Below are 17,340 nucleotides of genomic sequence, written 5' to 3'. Positions count from 1 at the left end.
AAGCCGCCCCGCGCGCCGGGCGGGTGACGTGGCGTCAAGAGGGTTCGGCGCCACGCCGGTTACTCCTGTGGCGCCGGTACCGCTGGTTCCGCTGGTTCGCCGGTTCCGCCGGGTTTGCTGGTTCCGCCGGTTCCGTGTCGGGGCGCTTCGCCGCTCAGCGGGCGGCGGTACGGCGCAGCGGCTCGGCGGCGCCGCCGGCGGTGCTCACGGTCGTCGGTGCGAACTCCGCCTGTACGGAGCCCAGGCGTTCGGGCCGGGACTCCGAGCCGGGGCTGCGCCCGCCGCGGCCCTCGCCCAGTACCTGCCAGCCGCCGCGTGTCAGCGTGATGTACGCGCCGCAGCGCAGCCCGTGCAGGGTGCAGGCGTCCCGCAGTCCCCACATCCAGGCCCCGTCCTCCTCGGTCCACCGCTCGTCCCCCTCGCGGCAGTACAACAGCACCGCCGTGCGCACCGGGGTCCGCCGCCGCAGGTCGTGCGGGATCACCCTGCGCAGCCGGGAGAGCAGGGCGTTGCGGTACTCCCAGCCGTCCGCCGCATTCGACCCGTGTACGAAGGACGCGCTCGCCACGAGCTGTTCCTCCGGGCCGAGCACGGCGATCACGGCGGTGGAAGGGGTGGGTCTGTGCCGCGCGTGCAGGCCGTTGACCACCTCGCGCGGATCGCGCAGCAGGGGAATGCCGGCCGCGGTCCACTCGGCGGGTTCGAGAAGCCGGCCGTGACGGCTGGCGCCGCCGGTGGCCGTGGTCAGGGACGTGGTCGAGGGCGGGGCGAATCCGAAGGTCACGGTCCTCCCTTCGGGTACACGCCCGCGAACGGGCGCGGCTGGAATGTGGGCGCGCTGCGACACGGCCCTGGAGTGCCGGTGCGCCGAGCGGGAGCCCTCCGATTCTCGCGTGGCGCCCGAGGGTGGGGCAATGAGCATTTGGAGCCGCGGACCGGAATTCGCCGGTATGCCGTTCATATCCTTGCCCCCTTGGAGCCCCCTCACGCCGGAGATGACTCAATCGCCTACGGCTGGAGCGCGAGCACCAGCGGGAACACCCCCTTCGCGCCCGCCCGGCGCAGCAGGCGGGCGGCCACCGCGAGGGTCCAGCCGCTCTCCGCGCGGTCGTCGACGAGGAACACCGGACCCGGCGCCTCGGACAGGCTGGCCGCGAGGGCTGGCGGGACGGTCAACGCCTGGTGGAGTCCCCGCACCCGTTGGGCGCTGTTCGAGGACGGAAGCCCGAACTCCGGTGCCTGGTCGGTGTACTCCAGGGTGCCGAGCAGCGGGATGCGTCCCACCTCCGCGATCCGCGAGGCCAGGGAAGCGACCAGCTGGGGGCGGGAACGCGAGGGCAGCGCGACCACGCCGACGGGCCGGGCGGGGGCGCCTTCGGCCCCGGATGCCCAGCCGCCCGGGCCCCGCGCCCAGTCGGCGAGGACGGCCACCACGGCCTGGGCGACATCGTCGGGGACGGTCTGGTCGGGGGTCTGCGGGGCCAGCATGGGACGCAGCCGGTTGCCCCAGCCGATGTCGGACAGCCGGCCCAGACCCCGGCCGGTGAAGGCCTGTTCCCCCGCGGGGATCCGGCCCTTGAGGTCCACGCCGACCGCCGCTAGCCCGGTCGGCCACATCTTGCGGGGCTCCAGTTCCACGCCGGGCCGGCCCAGTTCACCCCGGGCGGTGTCCAGAGCGGTGCTGGAGACGTCCGCGGTGAAGCGGGCCCCGGCGCAGTTGTCGCAGCGGCCGCAGGGCGCGGCCTCCTCGTCGTCGAGCTGGCGGCGCAGGAACTCCATCCGGCAGGCGGTGGAGGCCGCGTAGTCCCGCATCGCCTGCTGCTCGGCGGAACGCTGCCGGGCGACCCAGGCGTAGCGCTCGGCGTCGTACACCCAGGGTTCGCCGGTGGAGGTCCAGCCCCCCTTGACGCGGTGGACGGCTCCGTCCACGTCGAGCACCTTCAGCATCGTCTCCAGCCGGGTGCGGCGCAGGTCGACCAGCGGTTCCAGGGCGGGCAGTGAAAGGGGACGTCCCGCCTGGGCCAGCACGTCCAGGGTGCGGCGCACCTGCGCCTCCGGGGGGAAGGCCACCGAGGCGAAGTACTGCCAGATCGCCTCGTCCTCGCGGCCGGGGAGCAGGAGGACCTCGGCGTGTTCGACGCCGCGGCCCGCGCGGCCGACCTGCTGGTAGTAGGCGATGGGGGAGGAGGGCGAACCCAGGTGCACCACGAAGCCCAGGTCGGGCTTGTCGAAGCCCATGCCGAGGGCGGAGGTCGCCACCAGGGCCTTGACCCGGTTCGCCTGGAGGTCGTTCTCCGCCTGTTCGCGGTCGGCGTTCTCGGTCTTGCCGGTGTACGAGGACACCGTGTGCCCGCGGTGGCGGAGGTAGGCGGTGACCTCCTCGGCGGCGGCCACGGTCAGCGTGTAGATGATGCCGGAGCCCGGCAGATCGGTGAGGTGGTCGGCGAGCCAGGCCAGCCGGTGCGCGGCGTCGGGCAGGGTCAGCACGGCCAAGCTCAGGCTCTCGCGGTCCAGCGGGCCGCGTAGCACCAGGGCATCGGTGCCCGCTCCGGTACCGAGCTGTTCGGCGACGTCGGCGGTCACACGGGCGTTGGCGGTGGCGGTCGTCGCCAGGACGGGGACGCCCGGGGGGAGGTCCGCCAGCATGGTGCGCAGCCGGCGGTAGTCGGGGCGGAAATCGTGCCCCCAGTCGGAGATGCAGTGCGCCTCGTCGACCACGAGCAGGCCGGTGGCGGCCGAGAGCTTGGGGAGCACCTGGTCGCGGAAGTCGGGGTTGTTGAGCCGCTCCGGACTGACCAGCAGGACGTCGACCTCGCCCGCCGCGACCTCGGCCTGGATGCCCTCCCACTCCTCGGGGTTGGCGGAGTTGATGGTGCGGGCGCGGATGCCCGCCCGGGCGGCGGCCTCGACCTGGTTGCGCATCAGGGCGAGCAGCGGGGAGACGATGACGGTCGGGCCGGCGCCGCTCGCCCGCAGCAGGGACGTGGCCACGAAGTAGACCGCGGACTTGCCCCACCCCGTGCGCTGGACGACCAGGGCGCGCCGCTTGTCCGCGACGAGGGCCTCGATCGCCCGCCACTGGTCCTCGCGCAGCCGTGCGGTGCCCGTGGGGTCGCCCACGAGGCGGGCGAGTACGGAATCGGCCGAGGACCTCAGGTCTGCGTTCATGCCCCCATGCAACCCGATGGCTCGGACATCGCGCCAATGCGGCTCTCAGCCTGTGGATATTGAAGATTCAACGAGTTATCCACAGGGGTTTCCGGATCGGACCGCGCACGGGACCGTCGGGGCATGACGACGAACCACGAATCACGCAGTCCGTCCGGACGGCCGTCCACCGGCCCCTCCGGAGCACCCGACCCCTCCCGGATCACCCTGCGCAGCCCCGCCGAACTGGCCGACGCGCTGCCCTACATGCTCGGCTTCCACCCCACCGACTCCCTGGTCATGGTCGCCGTCCACGGCGAGGGCGGACGTTTCGGCGGCCGCCTCCGCGTCGGGATCCCCACCGCGCACACCGAGTGGGAGGACACCGCCCGGCAGGTCGCCGAATGCCTCGTGCGGGGCAGCGAGCGGCGCGGCGACAAGCCCGACGGCATCGTGGTGTTCCTCTGCCAGGACCCGCGGGGCGCGGAGAGCGGGCAGCGGGTCATGACCCGGCTGCGGCCGCTCGCCCAGCGGCTGCGGGTCGCCTGCGGGGCACTGGACGTGCCCGTCCTGGAAGCCCTGTGCCTCTCCGGCAGCCGCTACTGGTCCTACACCTGCGCCGAGTCCGGCTGCTGCCCGGCCGAAGGCACCCCGCTCGCGGCGCCGGGCACCTCGGTGATGGCCGCGGCGGCGACCTTTGCCGGGCTCCAGGTGAGGGGTTCGCTCAAGGAGATCGAGGGCCGCCTGATGCCCACGCGCGGCGGCGCCTGGGCCGTCGAACAGGAGGACGCCCTCGGGCGGGCCGCCGCCGCACTGGTCCCCAAGATCCTCGACGGCGCCACCCGGGAGCAGGTCGGCGCCCAGACCATCACGCTCGCCAAGACCCTGATGCGCCGGCTGGCCCTCGCCGCGCCCGCCGAGGGCGGTCGCCGCGCCGACGACCGGGACGACGCCCTGCTCGGACACGACGAGGCGGCCGCCGTGATCCTCGGGCTCCAGGACCGGGAGATCCGCGACATCGCCGCCGAGTGGATGGAGGCGGAGGAGGCGGCGCCCGCCCTGCGGCTGTGGCGGGCCCTGGCGCGGCGCTGCGTCGGCGCCTACGGGGAGCACGCGGCGGCCCCGCTCACCCTCGCGGGCTGGGTCTCCTGGTCCAGCGGGGACGAGCCGACGGCGCGGATCGCCTTCGGGCTCGCCCTGCGGGCCGACGCCGAATACCGCTTCGCCCAGCTCCTGCACCACGCCTGCAACGAGGGCATCGATCCGGAGGGGCTGCGGCAGTGCCTGCGGGAGGAGCGCGAGCGCCGCGAACCCCGCCGCAAGCGGCCCGGCGCAGTCACCCGGCCGCCCGGCCGCCCCGCCCCGCGGAGCCGCCGCACGGCCCGCCGCGCCGAAGGGAGCGGGCAGTGACCCCGCGTCGGGCCCCCGGCGGCCCGTCCCCCGTACGCCGGCTCCCCGGCGTCCCGCGCACCCCGCGTGGGCTCCCCGGGCGAGCCGCCGCGCGGCGGCTCCGGAGCGCCGTGGGCGCGGCCGCGCGCCGCAGGGCCGCCCCCCGGTGCGGGCAGCCGCCACCGCTGCCCGTGACCCGGGCGGGGGTGGTGGCGTTCAGCTGGGGGGTAGTGGGCGCCCGGCCGCGCCGCCGCCCAGCAGAACCGGCCGGAGCGCAGACAAGGCGGCACATGGCTCCCCCCGCACCTGAAACCGACCCGTCCGGGGCCCTCCCGCCCACCAGCCCAGAGCGCCGGGACGGCTCTGGCTCCGCCGCCCCGGCCGCGGGGCGGGGGCCCTCGGCCGGCCACCCCGCCGCTCCTCCCGCGGGCGCGACCCACGCCCGGCCGGCCGCGGGTGACGCGGAGCGCATGCCCGGCGGCCCGGCGGACCGCACGGCCGGGCCCCCGCGCGGACCGGACCCCGGCCCCCGGCCACCCGGCCCGGCCGGCCGGCCCATCGGAGCGGTGCCGGGCCAGCCCGCGGGCGCGGTGCCGGGCCAGCCCGCGGGCGCGGTGCCGGGCCAGCCCGCGGGCGCGGTGCCGGGCAGGCCCGCGAGCGCCGCCCCCGGCAGGCCCACGGGTACGGTGCCGGGCAGGCCTGCGGGCGCGGTGTCCGGCAGGCCTGCGGGCGCGGTGCCCGGACGGCCCGCGGGTGCGGTGCCCGGCCAGGCGTCCGGGGCAGGGACCGCGCCCAGGGCCGAGCTGCCTCCCGTGCACGGAGCCGTCATCTGCGTCGCCGCCCCCTGCCTGGTCATCTCGCCCGAGCACGGCCAGCTCACCGGGCGGGGCATCGACGGGATCTACCGGGCCGGGCGACGCCTGCTGTCCCGCTGCGTGCTGCGCGTGGCCGGCCGGGATCCGGTCGCGGTCCGGACACGCAGCCTCGGAGCCGACCGGGCCTCCTTCAGCGCCACCGTCCGCACCGGGGTCGAGGCCGGCCCCGACCCCGACATCGGCGTCGAGCGCGTCCGGCACGCCGACGGCACGGAGCGGATCACCCTGCGCAGCTTCGCGGTCCGGCCGCTGCGCCTGCCCGTGGAGGTCTCCCTCGGCACCGACCTGGCCGAACTCGGCGCCGTGGCGGCGGGCCGGGCCGGGCCCGAGCTGCCCGCCGGGGTCCATGCCGCCGGGCTGCGGTGGAGCACCGGGGACGCCTACGCCGTCACCACCGCCGAACCGGCCCCCGACGACGCCCTCGCCTCGGCGGGACTGCTGCGCTGGCAGCTCGAACTGGGCCCGGGGGAGTCCCGCAGCATCGAGCTGCGGACCACGCGGGACCGGTCCGCACGGGCCCCCGCCGGACAGGTCGCGAACCCCCTGGCGGCCGCCCGGGCCGAGGGGGACGACCCGAGGGCCGACGCCTGGTTCCGGACCAGCCTCGACGATCTGCGCGCGCTGCTCCTGCGGGACCCCGAGGAACCCGCGGACGCCTTCGCGGCGGCGGGAGTGCCGTGGCGGCTCGGACTGGCCCCGGCCGAGTCGCTGTGGGCCGCTCGGATGGCACTGCCGCTCGGCACCGGGCTGGCCGCCGCCACGCTGCGGACCCTGGCCCGCGGCCAGACCGGGGGACGCGGCCCCGGGGCCGGCAAGATCCCGGGACCGCTGCGCGCCGCCGGGCCGCAGCTGCCACCGGGGTGCACCGGGACGGAGGCCACCCTCGGCTTTCCGGCGGTGCTCGCCGAGGCCCGCAGGTGGGGGCTGCCCGAGGAGGAGGTGGCCCGGCTGCTGCCCGTCGCGGAGCGCTGCCTGGACTGGCTGCGCGGGGCCCTGGCGGAGGACGGCTTCCTGGCCGACCCCGATCCCGGTCCGCGCCGCTGCGAGACCCAGGCCCACGCACACCGGGCCGCGCTGCTCGGCGCCGACCTGCTCGCCGACTGCGGGCGGCCCGGAGCCGCCGAGTGGCGCGAATGGGCTGGGGCGCTGCGGGAGAGGTTCCGGGCCCGGTTCTGGATCGACGGTCCGGACGGGGGCCGCCCCGCCGCGGCCCTGCATCCCGACGGGAGACCGCTGCCCCGGCTGACGGGGGCGGCGGCCCACCTGCTCGACACCGGCCTGCTGGGCGGGGGCGGGCTCGCGCCCGGGCTGCTGGACCCGGTCCGTACCGAGCAGCTCGCCCGGCTCTTCGGGGCCCCGGCCATGGATTCCGGATGGGGGCTGCGCAGCATGGCGGCCCGCGAACCGGGCCACAACCCCTTCGGCCACCGGTCGGGCGCGGTCCGGGCCCACGAGAGCGCCCTCGCCGTGTCGGGCCTGGCCCAGGCCGGCTTCGAGAAGGAGGCCGCCGGGCTGCTGCGGGGCCTGCTCGACGCGGCGGAGACCTTCGGGTACCGGCTACCGGAGATGTACGCCGCCGAGCAGCGCACCACCGGCAGCGCGCCGCTCCCGCACCCGGCGGCGTGCAGGCCCGCCGCCGTCGCGGCCGCCGCAGGGATCCACGCCCTCGTCGCACTCGCCGGAATCCGCCCGGACGCCCCGGCCGGGACGGTGGCCGTCACCCCGAGAGCGGGCGCCCCCCTCGGCGCCCTGCGGCTCTCCGGGCTGAGGGTGGCGGGGGAGCCGTTCACCGTCCGCATCAGCCGCCTCGGCGTCGGCATGGTGGAGGAGGCCGCCGATGTGCTCCAACTTCGGGCCTAGGCCGGCTTCCGGATTCCGTCGGGTGGGCTCCGGGCGCCCCGGGTCCGGCATGATCCGGTGCGCGTTCCAGATCACCGTCTCCGGGATCACCAAAGCTCTGTTTATCGTCAGGCAGACGACTATGATCGCGGCATGTCGCCCTACGACCCGTCGGCCTTCCCGCCCTTCGCCGTCACCGTCGACCTGGTCGTGCTCACCGTGCGGCGCCACGCGCTGTGCGCGCTGGTCGTGCGCCGGGGAGAGCAGCCGTTCCAGGGGCGCTGGGCCCTGCCCGGCGGCTTCGTCCGAGCGGACGAGGACCTGGGGGCGGCCGCGGCCCGGGAGCTCGCCGAGGAGACCGGGTTGTGCGCGCACGACGCGGCCGGGCCCGGCCCGGACAACGGGGCGCACCTCGAGCAGCTCGCCACCTACGGGGACCCGCAGCGCGACCCCCGGATGCGGGTCGTCAGCGTGGCGCATCTGGTCCTCGCCCCCGACCTGCCCGCGCCCAGGGCCGGCGGAGACGCCAACAGCGCTCGCTGGGCTCCCGTCGACGAGCTCCTGGAGGGCCCCGACCAGCCCTCTGCCGGGCTGGCTTTCGACCACGCGCGGATCCTCGCGGACGGGGTGGAGCGGGCCCGCTCGAAGATCGAGTACTCCTCCCTGGCCACCGCCTTCTGCCCGCCGGAGTTCACGGTCGGAGAGCTGCGCCGGGTCTACGAGGCGGTGTGGGGCGTGGCCCTGGACCCGCGCAACTTCCATCGCAAGGTCACCGGCACCCCCGGCTTCCTGGTGCCGGCCGGCGGTACGACGACCCGTCAGGGTGGCCGGCCCGCACAGCTGTTCCGGGCCGGCGGGGCGACCCTGCTCAACCCGCCGATGCTGCGTCCGGAAGTCTGACCCGCCACCGGCACGGACCGGTTGCGTAGTAAATCGGACATATCGCGTTATCTTGCTTGCGGTATTCACGCTGCCGCAGAGCGGTCTCACCCCCCGCGAGAGAAGCGATGCTCCAGGCCATCGGACTCACCAGCTCCCCCCGTCGACACCTCCCGCCCCTCGTGAACGACCTCACCTTCGAGGCCCGAGCGGGGTGCGTGACCGCCCTGCTCGGCGAGCCGGGCGCGGGCAAGACCACCGCCCTGCGCCTCATGCTCGAGCTCGAACCGGGCCGGGGCGTCACCTACTTCCGCGGCCGCCCGCTGCACCGGATCCCGCATCCCGGGCGCGAGGTCGGAGTCCTCCTCGGCGATGTCCCCGGACATCCGGCGCGGACGGTCCGCAACCAGTTGCGCATGCTCACCGCGGCCGTCGGCGTTCCGGCCTCCCGGGCGGACCTCATGATGGAGGTCGTCGGCATCGGCGGGCTGCGCGACCAGCGGCTCGGTTCGCTCTCGGCTGGCATGGAGCGCCGCGTCGCGCTCGCGGCGGCCCTGCTCGCCGACCCCTGCACACTGCTCCTCGACGAGCCCGGCGCGGGGCTCCCCACCCGCGAGCGGACCTGGCTCCACGGCCTCCTGCGCGGGCACGCCTCCCTCGGCGGGGCCGTGCTGTTCACCACCGACGACGCAAAGGAGGCCGCCCGGTACGCCGACCGGGTCGTGTCCATCGCCGACGGCCGCCTCGTCGCAGATCAGGACGCGGCGGACTTCGCCCGCACCCGGCTGCGGCCGCGGGTCGCCGTGCGCACCCCGCACGCCGCCCGGCTCGCCGACGTACTGGGCCGCGAGGCCCGGTCCGCCCAGCGCGTGGTGGAGATCGTCGAGGAGAGCGGCAGCAGGCTGTCGGTGTACGGCAGCAACTGCGCCGAGATCGGCGAGGCGGCGTTCCGGCACGGCGTGCTGGTCCACCAGCTCGCCGACGAGACCGGTGACGCCGGAGCGCCGGCCGCACCCGTGCCGCCCGTGCCGCCCGTGCCGCAGGCCCGGACCCGGGGCGGCGCCACGTCCCTGCCGGAGGCGCGCGTCGAGGCTTCGCTCCAGGTCCGCCCCGCGACGGGATCCGTGGTGGTCCACGGGTCGGGCCTCCCGGCCGGGGCGCAGGTTCCGGCCCACGGGGAGCCGCGCCCGGAGCCCCGTGCGACGTCCCCCGCCGGGGCGGTGCACACCGGCGGCCCGGGGTCGGGCTCCGGAGTGGCCTGCGACCCCGCCGGTCTCCCCGCGCCCGCCGGAGCCGCGGCCGACTCCCCGCGGGGACCCGTCGCCGGGCCGGGCCACGCCCCTGCCGGGCGCCCGGGCTCGGGGGTGCGCCGCGTAGGCGGTCCGCTGTGGCCGCTGCGCTACGAGGTGCGCCGCATGTTCGGCACCGCCACCCCGCTGCTGACCACCGCCGTCGTGGCCGCCGTCTCCGCGCTCATCTCCCTGGTGCTCGCGCGAGCCGGCCACACCCCCCAGAACCGGCTGCTCGCCGCCTGGCCCGAGCTGTTCCCGCTGCCGCCCGCCGCACTCGGCGCGGGACTGCTCGGATCCCTGGCCTTCGGCGAGGAGTACCGCTACCCCGCACTCGCCGCCGACCGGGGCACGGTGCCGCGCCGGATGGGGCTGCTCGCCGCCAAGCTCGGGGTCTGCGCCGCCTTCGCCCTGGTCCTCGGCCTCCTCGCGGTCGCCGCCGATGTCGCCGCCCTCCGGCTCGTCTTCGGCGCCGGGCCGCTGAGCGCACCGGGGGAGTGGATCGCCCCCGCCGCGAGCTGGGCCGGACTGCTCATCGGCTGCGCCTGGGCCGGGGTCCTGGCCTCCGGCGTCTTCCGGGCCGCCTCCGCGGGCATGGCCGCGGTGCTCGCCGTACCGGTGATGGTGGTACCGCTGGTGCGCAAGGCGCTGGAGGGGCCGTCCGCGTACCCCGTCACCGGCCTCGCCTCGCGGCTGCGCGGCCTGAGCCGGGCGCCCTGGCCGCCCGAGGCGGACCGGATCGTACGGGGAGCCCTTCGGGTGATGGCCCAACCCGTGGGCACGGCACTGGTGTTGTCGCTGATGGTCTTGTTGTGCGCCTATGCGTTGACAGCACTGCGCGGCCGAGTCCGTTGGTGATCGTTCCGATGCCGGAGGCGACTTCGGCGGGACCGTAGAAGTCCACATCGGGCCGCAGCACCCGAAGCGGACCGCAACTCCGCGCAAAAGGCCCGGATCTTTACGATAAGTCGTCAATTGCGTGGGTGGTACCGATCACCCTTTCGTGTGCTTTTCACCAAAGACCTCAAGGGTGAAGGAGGCACGGCCGACAAAGGATTCGTGAGTACCCTTGCGCACACCATGATGACCGCCGCCCGCCATGCCGACTCCGGCCTCGCCGGCCCGGGCGAACTCGACCGCTACCCCTACCCGGAGGCTTCCGGGTCCGATCGCGTCGGATTGCCCCACTGGGACGGGGGCGACGTCGAGTTGAGCCGCGTCGGCCGCCGGGCGGCGGGCAGCCGCGGACGCGGACTGCACGGCCAACTCGTCCAGCAGCTCGGCCAGATGATCGTCTCCGGCGACCTCGGAGCGGACCGGCCCCTGGTCCCCGAGGAGATCGGCCAGCGCTTCGAGGTCTCCCGCACGGTCGTCCGCGAATCCCTGAGGGTCCTGGAGGCCAAGGGCCTCGTCAGCGCCCGCCCCAACGTGGGCACCCGGGTCCGGCCGGTCGCCGACTGGAACCTGCTCGACCCCGACATCATCGAGTGGCGCGCCTTCGGGCCCCAGCGCGACGACCAGCGCCGCGAACTCAACGAACTCCGCTGGACCATCGAGCCGCTGGCCGCCCGCCTCGCCGCCGGACACGGCCGCCCGGACGTCCAGCAGCGCCTCGCCGACATGGTCGAGATCATGGGCCACGCCCTCGGGCAGGGCGACTCGCTCACCTTCGCGCGCGCCGACAACGAGTTCCACTCGCTGCTGATCCAGGTCGCGGGGAACCGCATGCTGGAGCACCTGTCGGGCATCGTCTCCTCCGCCCTCCAGGTGTCCGGCAGCCCCGTCGCCGCCTGTGACCGTCCCAGCGAGGCCGGCGTCGCGCACCACGCCCGGATGGTCGAGGCGCTCGCAGCCGGTGACGCCACGGGTGCCGAGAACGCCATGCGCCAGTTGCTGACGGTGCATCCGGAGGTCGAGCGCGTGGTCCCCGCCCCGCGCGAGCACTGACGCCCCGACGCGCGGGGGCGCGGGGGTGCACCACCGGTCGCCGGGCCCGTTTTCGGGCTCGGCGACTCCGGCGTGCGGGGGCTTGCGGTGCCTGCCGTACGCGTACGTACGACCACGAAACGGGCCCGGTCGGGACCCGGGTGTGATTCGGGCCACGAAGATTGGGCGTAACGCTCCGCGACGTCACGCGATGACGTAGGAGGTGATGGCCGACGGAGGGAAGACAGCAGCCCTTGGGGATGCTGTGCAGCTCCCCGGCCCCTGCCCGCGCCCCCCGGCCCATCCCCCGTCGGTGGTCGTCGGCTCCGGTCCAGCACCAGACCGGGGTCGGAAGCCGTTCCCATCGTTCCGAGAGGTTGTTCGTGTCGGCCAGCACATCCCGTACGCTCCCGCCGGAGATCGCCGATTCCGAGTCTGTGATGGCGCTCATCGAGCGGGGCAAGGCCGAGGGGCAGATCGCCGGCGATGACGTGCGTCGGGCCTTCGAGGCTGACCAGATTCCTGCGACCCAGTGGAAGAATGTTCTGCGCAGCCTCAACCAGATCCTCGAGGAAGAGGGTGTGACGCTGATGGTCAGTGCCGCGGAGTCGCCCAAGCGCACCCCCCGCAAGAGCGTCGCTGCGAAGAGCCCCGCCAAGCGGACGGCGACCAAGACCGTGGCGGCGACGACGGCCGCCGCCCCGGCCGTGGCCGACACCGTCCCCGACGCCGGGACGACGGATCCGGACGTCGTGGACGCCCTGGGCGAGGAGCCCGCCGCCGAGCCCGCCGCGAAGAAGACGGCCGCCCGCAAGACGGCGGCGAAGAAGGCCGCGCCGGCCAAGAAGACCGCCGCGAAGAAGACGGCCGCCAAGAAGACCGCCGCCAAGAAGGGCGCGGACGACGGCGACGAGGAGACGGCGGACGAGGGCCCCGACGCCGTGAAGGCCGAGGCCGACGAGGAAGAGGAGGGCGGGGAGAACAAGGGCTTCGTCATCTCGGACGACGAGGACGACGCCCCCGCCCAGCAGGTCGTCGTGGCCGGTGCCACCGCCGACCCCGTCAAGGACTACCTCAAGCAGATCGGCAAGGTCCCGCTGCTCAACGCCGAGCAGGAGGTCGAGCTCGCCAAGCGCATCGAGGCGGGCCTGTTCGCCGAGGACAAGCTGGCGAACTCCGACAAGCTGGCGCCCAAGCTCAAGCGCGAGCTGGAGATCATCGCCGAGGACGGCCGCCGCGCCAAGAACCACCTCCTGGAGGCGAACCTCCGCCTCGTGGTCTCCCTGGCCAAGCGCTACACCGGTCGCGGCATGCTCTTCCTGGACCTGATCCAGGAGGGCAACCTGGGTCTGATCCGCGCGGTGGAGAAGTTCGACTACACCAAGGGCTACAAGTTCTCCACGTACGCGACGTGGTGGATCCGGCAGGCGATCACGCGTGCCATGGCCGACCAGGCCCGCACCATCCGCATCCCGGTGCACATGGTCGAAGTGATCAACAAGCTCGCCCGCGTGCAGCGCCAGATGCTCCAGGACCTGGGCCGCGAGCCCACTCCGGAGGAGCTGGCGAAGGAACTCGACATGACCCCCGAGAAGGTCATCGAGGTCCAGAAGTACGGCCGCGAGCCGATCTCCCTGCACACCCCGCTCGGCGAGGACGGCGACAGCGAGTTCGGTGACCTCATCGAGGACTCCGAGGCGGTCGTCCCGGCGGACGCCGTGAGCTTCACGCTGCTGCAGGAGCAGCTGCACTCGGTCCTCGACACCCTCAGCGAGCGCGAGGCCGGCGTGGTCTCGATGCGCTTCGGTCTCACCGACGGCCAGCCGAAGACCCTCGACGAGATCGGCAAGGTCTACGGGGTCACCCGCGAGCGCATCCGCCAGATCGAGTCGAAGACGATGTCGAAGCTGCGCCACCCGTCCCGGTCGCAGGTCCTGCGCGACTACCTGGACTGACCGGAGCGCGACCGGACGGGAGCGCGAGCGGATCCCTGCCGGACCTCGACCGGCAGGGCGCGCGGGGGCGTGCGAGGGCGGTCGCGCGGGTGCGCACGGCCACCGCGCGACCCACTCTGGGTGGAGCCATGCACACTCAGAGTCAGGAGGCCCCATGCGTCGTCCCTTCGCCCGTGCTCTGGCGGGCGCGCTGACCCTGGTGGCGGGGGCGGCGGCGCTGCCGCTGTCCCAGGCCCCCGGGGTGGCCGCAGACAGCATCGTCATAGGCGGGAGCCCGGTGAGCGTCGCCGACAGCCCGTGGGTCGTGGCCCTGGCCAGCCGTGACCGGTTCGGGGGTACCCGGGACGGGCAGTTCTGCGGCGGAGTCGTCGTCGCCCCCACCACGGTGGTGACGGCGGCCCACTGCCTGGGCCGCCAGGTGCTGGGCGGCACGGTCGAATCCGTCGCGGACTTCCGCGTGATCACCGGGCGTACGGAGCTCCGCGCCGAGGACGGCCGCGAGATCGCGGTGCGCGCGGCCCGGGTGAATCCGGCCTACGACCCCGGGAGCAACGCCGGGGACCTGGCCGTACTGGAGCTGGCCGAGCCGGTCGAGGCGCGGTACGTGCTGCCGATGGCCGCGGCCGGTGACCCGGCGTACGGGGCGGGGACCGAGGCGGCCGTGTACGGCTGGGGCGATACGAGCGGGTTCGGTGACTACGCGTACGGGCTGCGGGCCGCGCGCGTCACGGTGCTGGCGGACGATGTCTGCCGACGGGCCTACCCGGGCGATGCGGACGGTCAGTACCGGCCCGACTCCATGGTGTGCGCGGGCGACCGGGACGGCGGCAAGGACGCCTGCCAGGGGGACAGCGGCGGGCCGCTGGTGGCGCGGGGGCGGCTGATCGGGCTGGTGTCCTGGGGGCGCGGCTGCGGGCGTGCCGACAGCCCGGGGGTGTACACCCGGATCGCCCCGCTGATCGGCTTCGTGAGCGGCGCCGAGAGGGCCGCGCGGCCGGTCGGGGAGTAAGGAGCCGCGCGGGGTGCCCGGAGGGGCTCCAGGCGCCCCGTACGGCCCGGCACGGGGGTGCGGGGGGCTGGACGCGGAGCCGGGAGTGGTGCGGAGTGCCCCGGACGTGAGGACGGGCGGCTTCCCTGGGTCTCAGGGAAGCCGCCCGTCGACCGGCCTGGCCGGTCCTGGCTCGTCGGATGCGAGGTATAGGCCTTGTGTCAGCGGTCCTCGGTGTCGGCAGCGTTTGCGGCCGGAGCGGACGTGAGCCGCTCGGTCTCATCCTGTATTTCCGCGGCGATCTTCTTGAGTTCCGGCTCGAACTTACGCCCGTGGTGGGCGCAGAAGAGCAGTTCACCACCGCTCAGGAGAACGACGCGCAGATATGCCTGGGCGCCGCAACGGTCGCATCGGTCAGCGGCCGTCAGCGGGGTCGCGGGTGTCAGAACAGTAGTCACGTCGCCTCTTCTCTAGCTCGACGAGCTGTCGTACCAGGGTCAACATCCAACCAGGCCGAAAACGTTCCCGCTCGCGGCTTTTCCTCGAAACTTCCTTCCGAAGCTGGCCGGCTGCTGCCGGTTGGCGGCGAAGGAGCCGTATTGCAGTGCTTTACGGTTTCGCGTTGTCAGTCGTTCGCTTGTAGCAGTTCGCGTCCTCCCCGGCGTGAGTGCCGGTGTGCATGAGGACGTGCCCGAACACTAAATGGTTCATGCGTCGAAGGGAACGTGATGTTTGCTTCACCCTGACGGGGGATCGAACACCCGTACGCATCTGGACTAGGCTGAGGAAGCGACGAGGGTGGCGTTGCATCGGCTCTACCAGGCCTCGGTACCCTCTGACCGGTACCCGAGCCACCCCTGCGCCCGACCGGGCCAGAAAAGAAATTCAGCGAGGAGCGAACTGCGTGACCGCCGACACGTCCGTGCCTTCCAGCGCGCTGCTGTCCGGAGCAGACCGGGACGGTTCCAACTACACCGCGCGGCACCTGCTCGTCCTCGAAGGCCTCGAGGCCGTGCGCAAGCGCCCCGGGATGTATATCGGCTCCACCGACAGCCGAGGCCTGATGCACTGCCTCTGGGAGATCATCGACAATTCCGTCGACGAGGCCCTGGGCGGCTACTGCGACCACATCGAGGTGATCCTCCACGAGGACGCCTCCGTCGAGGTCCGTGACAACGGCCGCGGCATCCCCGTCGACGTCGAGCCCAAGACCGGCCTGTCCGGGGTCGAGGTCGTCATGACCAAGCTGCACGCCGGCGGAAAGTTCGGCGGCGGCTCCTACGCCGCCTCGGGCGGTCTGCACGGCGTCGGTGCCTCCGTGGTCAACGCCCTGTCGGCCCGTCTCGACGTCGAGGTCGACCGCGGCAGCTCCACGCACGGCATCAGCTTCCGCCGCGGCGTCCCCGGGATGTTCACCGAGCAGGGGGCCGACAGCCCCTTCGACCCCTCGGGGGGCCTGCGCAAGATCAAGCGCATCGCCAAGGGCAAGACCGGCACCCGGATCCGCTACTGGGCCGACCGCCAGATCTTCCTCAAGGACGCCCGGCTCAATCTGGAGACGCTCTACCAGCGCGCCCGCCAGACCGCCTTCCTCGTGCCCGGCCTGACCCTGGTGGTCCGCGACGAGCGGGGCCTCGACGGGGCCGGCAAGACCGAGGAGACCTTCCGCTTCGACGGGGGCATCAGCGAGTTCTGCGAGTACCTCACCCAGGACAAGGGCGTCTGCGACGTACTGCGCCTGACCGGCACGGGCACCTTCAAGGAGACCGTCCCCGTCCTGGACGACCTCGGCCACATGACCCCCACCGAGGTCACCCGCGAGCTGGGCGTGGACATCGCCCTGCGCTGGGGCACGGGGTACGAGACCAATGTCAGGTCCTTCGTGAACATCATCGCCACCCCCAAGGGCGGCACCCACGTCTCCGGCTTCGAACGCTCGGTCGCCAAGACCGTGAACGAGGTCCTGCGCTCGGCGAAGCTGCTGCGCGTCGCCGAGGACGACGTGGTCAAGGACGACGCGATGGAGGGCATGACGGCGGTCGTCACCGTCCGCCTCGCCGAGCCGCAGTTCGAGGGCCAGACCAAGGAGGTGCTCGGCACCTCCGCGGCGACCCGCATCGTCGCGGCCGTCGTGGCCAAGGAGCTCAAGGCCTTCCTGACCTCCACCAAGCGCGACGACAAGCAGCAGGCCCGCGCCGTGATGGAGAAGATCGTCGCGGCCGCCCGGACCCGCATCGCGGCCCGCCAGCACAAGGAGGCGCAGCGCCGCAAGACCGCGCTGGAGTCCTCCTCGCTGCCCGCCAAGCTCGCCGACTGCCGCAGCGACGACGTGGACCGCAGCGAGCTCTTCATCGTCGAGGGCGACTCGGCCCTGGGCACGGCCAAGCTCGCGCGCAACTCCGAGTTCCAGGCCCTGCTGCCGATCCGCGGCAAGATCCTCAACGTCCAGAAGTCCTCGGTCTCGGACATGCTCAAGAACACCGAGTGCGGGGCGATCATCCAGGTCATAGGAGCCGGCTCCGGCCGTACCTTCGATCTCGACGCCGCGCGCTACGGGAAGATCGTCCTGCTCGTCGACGCCGACGTAGACGGCGCGCACATCCGCTGCCTGCTGCTGACGCTCTTCCAGCGGTACATGCGGCCGATGGTCGAGGCCGGCCGGGTCTTCGCGGCCGTGCCGCCGCTGCACCGGATCGAGCTGGTCCAGCCCAAGAAGGGCCAGGACAAGTACGTGTACACGTACTCGGACAACGAGCTGCGCCAGACCCTCCTGGAGTTCCAGCGCAAGAACATCCGCTTCAAGGACGGCATCCAGCGCTACAAGGGCCTCGGCGAGATGGACGCGGACCAGCTCGCGGAGACCACCATGGATCCCCGCTTCCGCACCCTGCGGCGGATCAACATCGGTGATCTGGACTCCGCCGAGCAGGTCTTCGACCTCCTCATGGGCAACGAGGTGGCTCCGCGCAAGGAGTTCATCACCAGCTCGGCGGCGACCCTCGACCGCTCGCGCATCGACGCCTGACCCGTCCCGCCGTGCCGGCCGGCCCCGG

Annotated in this window: 11 protein-coding genes; 8 read left to right on the top strand and 3 right to left on the bottom strand. The window is 73.9% G+C overall.

Translation table 11 applies throughout. The annotated features are described in order from the left end of the window. Nucleotides 1-154: 154 nt before the first annotated feature. Together ACFYYT_RS15575 and ACFYYT_RS15570 are read right to left on the bottom strand one after the other, a co-directional pair. Nucleotides 155-784 (bottom strand): hypothetical protein, encoded by a 630-nt coding sequence (locus tag ACFYYT_RS15575; protein WP_351824366.1) that lies wholly within the window; start codon nucleotides 782-784, stop codon nucleotides 155-157. A 224-nt stretch (nucleotides 785-1,008) separates the two neighbouring features. Further along, a complete protein-coding gene (locus ACFYYT_RS15570) occupies nucleotides 1,009-3,168 on the bottom strand; it encodes a RecQ family ATP-dependent DNA helicase (RefSeq protein ID WP_351824363.1) in 2,160 nt (719 codons plus the stop codon). Between the two features lie 123 nt (nucleotides 3,169-3,291). Here ACFYYT_RS15570 and ACFYYT_RS15565 point away from each other — a divergent pair, with 123 nt between their 5' ends. The 7 genes from ACFYYT_RS15565 (at nucleotide 3,292) to ACFYYT_RS15535 (ending at nucleotide 14,308) form a co-directional block, all read left to right on the top strand. Beyond that, nucleotides 3,292-4,557, top strand: a complete 1,266-nt coding sequence (locus ACFYYT_RS15565) for a DUF4192 domain-containing protein (RefSeq protein ID WP_351824360.1) — start codon at nucleotides 3,292-3,294, stop codon at nucleotides 4,555-4,557. 791 nt (nucleotides 4,558-5,348) lie between these two features. Then, entirely contained in the window at nucleotides 5,349-7,271 is a 1,923-nt protein-coding gene (locus tag ACFYYT_RS15560) for a glycogen debranching N-terminal domain-containing protein (RefSeq protein ID WP_388608117.1), read from the top strand. Between the two features lie 132 nt (nucleotides 7,272-7,403). Further along, the gene (locus tag ACFYYT_RS15555; RefSeq protein WP_351815411.1) at nucleotides 7,404-8,150 is read left to right on the top strand and encodes an NUDIX domain-containing protein; all 747 of its coding nucleotides are present in this window, start codon (nucleotides 7,404-7,406) and stop codon (nucleotides 8,148-8,150) included. Between the two features lie 107 nt (nucleotides 8,151-8,257). Beyond that, nucleotides 8,258-10,276 (top strand): ATP-binding cassette domain-containing protein, encoded by a 2,019-nt coding sequence (locus ACFYYT_RS15550; protein ID WP_351815408.1) that lies wholly within the window; start codon nucleotides 8,258-8,260, stop codon nucleotides 10,274-10,276. Between the two features lie 147 nt (nucleotides 10,277-10,423). Next, complete coding sequence (locus ACFYYT_RS15545; protein ID WP_351815406.1) at nucleotides 10,424-11,365, top strand: FadR/GntR family transcriptional regulator; 942 nt, start codon at nucleotides 10,424-10,426, stop codon at nucleotides 11,363-11,365. Between the two features lie 362 nt (nucleotides 11,366-11,727). Beyond that, nucleotides 11,728-13,299 carry an RNA polymerase sigma factor gene (locus tag ACFYYT_RS15540; RefSeq protein ID WP_351815404.1) on the top strand — a complete coding sequence of 524 codons (1,572 nt, stop codon included), beginning with the start codon at nucleotides 11,728-11,730 and terminating at the stop codon, nucleotides 13,297-13,299. Nucleotides 13,300-13,453: 154 nt separating this feature from the next. After that, entirely contained in the window at nucleotides 13,454-14,308 is an 855-nt protein-coding gene (locus ACFYYT_RS15535; RefSeq protein WP_351815401.1) for a serine protease, read from the top strand. Between the two features lie 200 nt (nucleotides 14,309-14,508). Here the strand turns inward: ACFYYT_RS15535 and ACFYYT_RS15530 are convergent, their stop codons facing one another. Next, nucleotides 14,509-14,745, bottom strand: coding sequence for a hypothetical protein (locus ACFYYT_RS15530; RefSeq protein WP_030239625.1), 237 nt, complete (start codon nucleotides 14,743-14,745; stop codon nucleotides 14,509-14,511). Between the two features lie 446 nt (nucleotides 14,746-15,191). Between ACFYYT_RS15530 and ACFYYT_RS15525 the strand changes: the two genes are divergently transcribed. Further along, nucleotides 15,192-17,312 carry a DNA topoisomerase IV subunit B gene (locus tag ACFYYT_RS15525; RefSeq protein ID WP_351815398.1) on the top strand — a complete coding sequence of 707 codons (2,121 nt, stop codon included), beginning with the start codon at nucleotides 15,192-15,194 and terminating at the stop codon, nucleotides 17,310-17,312. Nucleotides 17,313-17,340: the final 28 nt, after the last annotated feature.

The organism is Streptomyces sp. NPDC002032, assembly GCF_042890765.1.
Lineage (GTDB): Bacteria > Actinomycetota > Actinomycetes > Streptomycetales > Streptomycetaceae > Streptomyces.
This window is presented reverse-complemented; position numbering and strand designations above follow the sequence as displayed.

Excerpts from the sequence above, each read along its gene's own strand:
- ACFYYT_RS15570 (WP_351824363.1), bottom strand. The coding sequence starts at position 3,168 with ATGAACGCAGACCTGAGGTCCTCGGCCGATTCCGTACTCGCCCGCCTC.
- ACFYYT_RS15565 (WP_351824360.1), top strand. The coding sequence starts at position 3,292 with ATGACGACGAACCACGAATCACGCAGTCCGTCCGGACGGCCGTCCACC.
- ACFYYT_RS15555 (WP_351815411.1), top strand. The coding sequence starts at position 7,404 with ATGTCGCCCTACGACCCGTCGGCCTTCCCGCCCTTCGCCGTCACCGTC.
- ACFYYT_RS15550 (WP_351815408.1), top strand. The coding sequence starts at position 8,258 with ATGCTCCAGGCCATCGGACTCACCAGCTCCCCCCGTCGACACCTCCCG.
- ACFYYT_RS15535 (WP_351815401.1), top strand. The coding sequence starts at position 13,454 with ATGCGTCGTCCCTTCGCCCGTGCTCTGGCGGGCGCGCTGACCCTGGTG.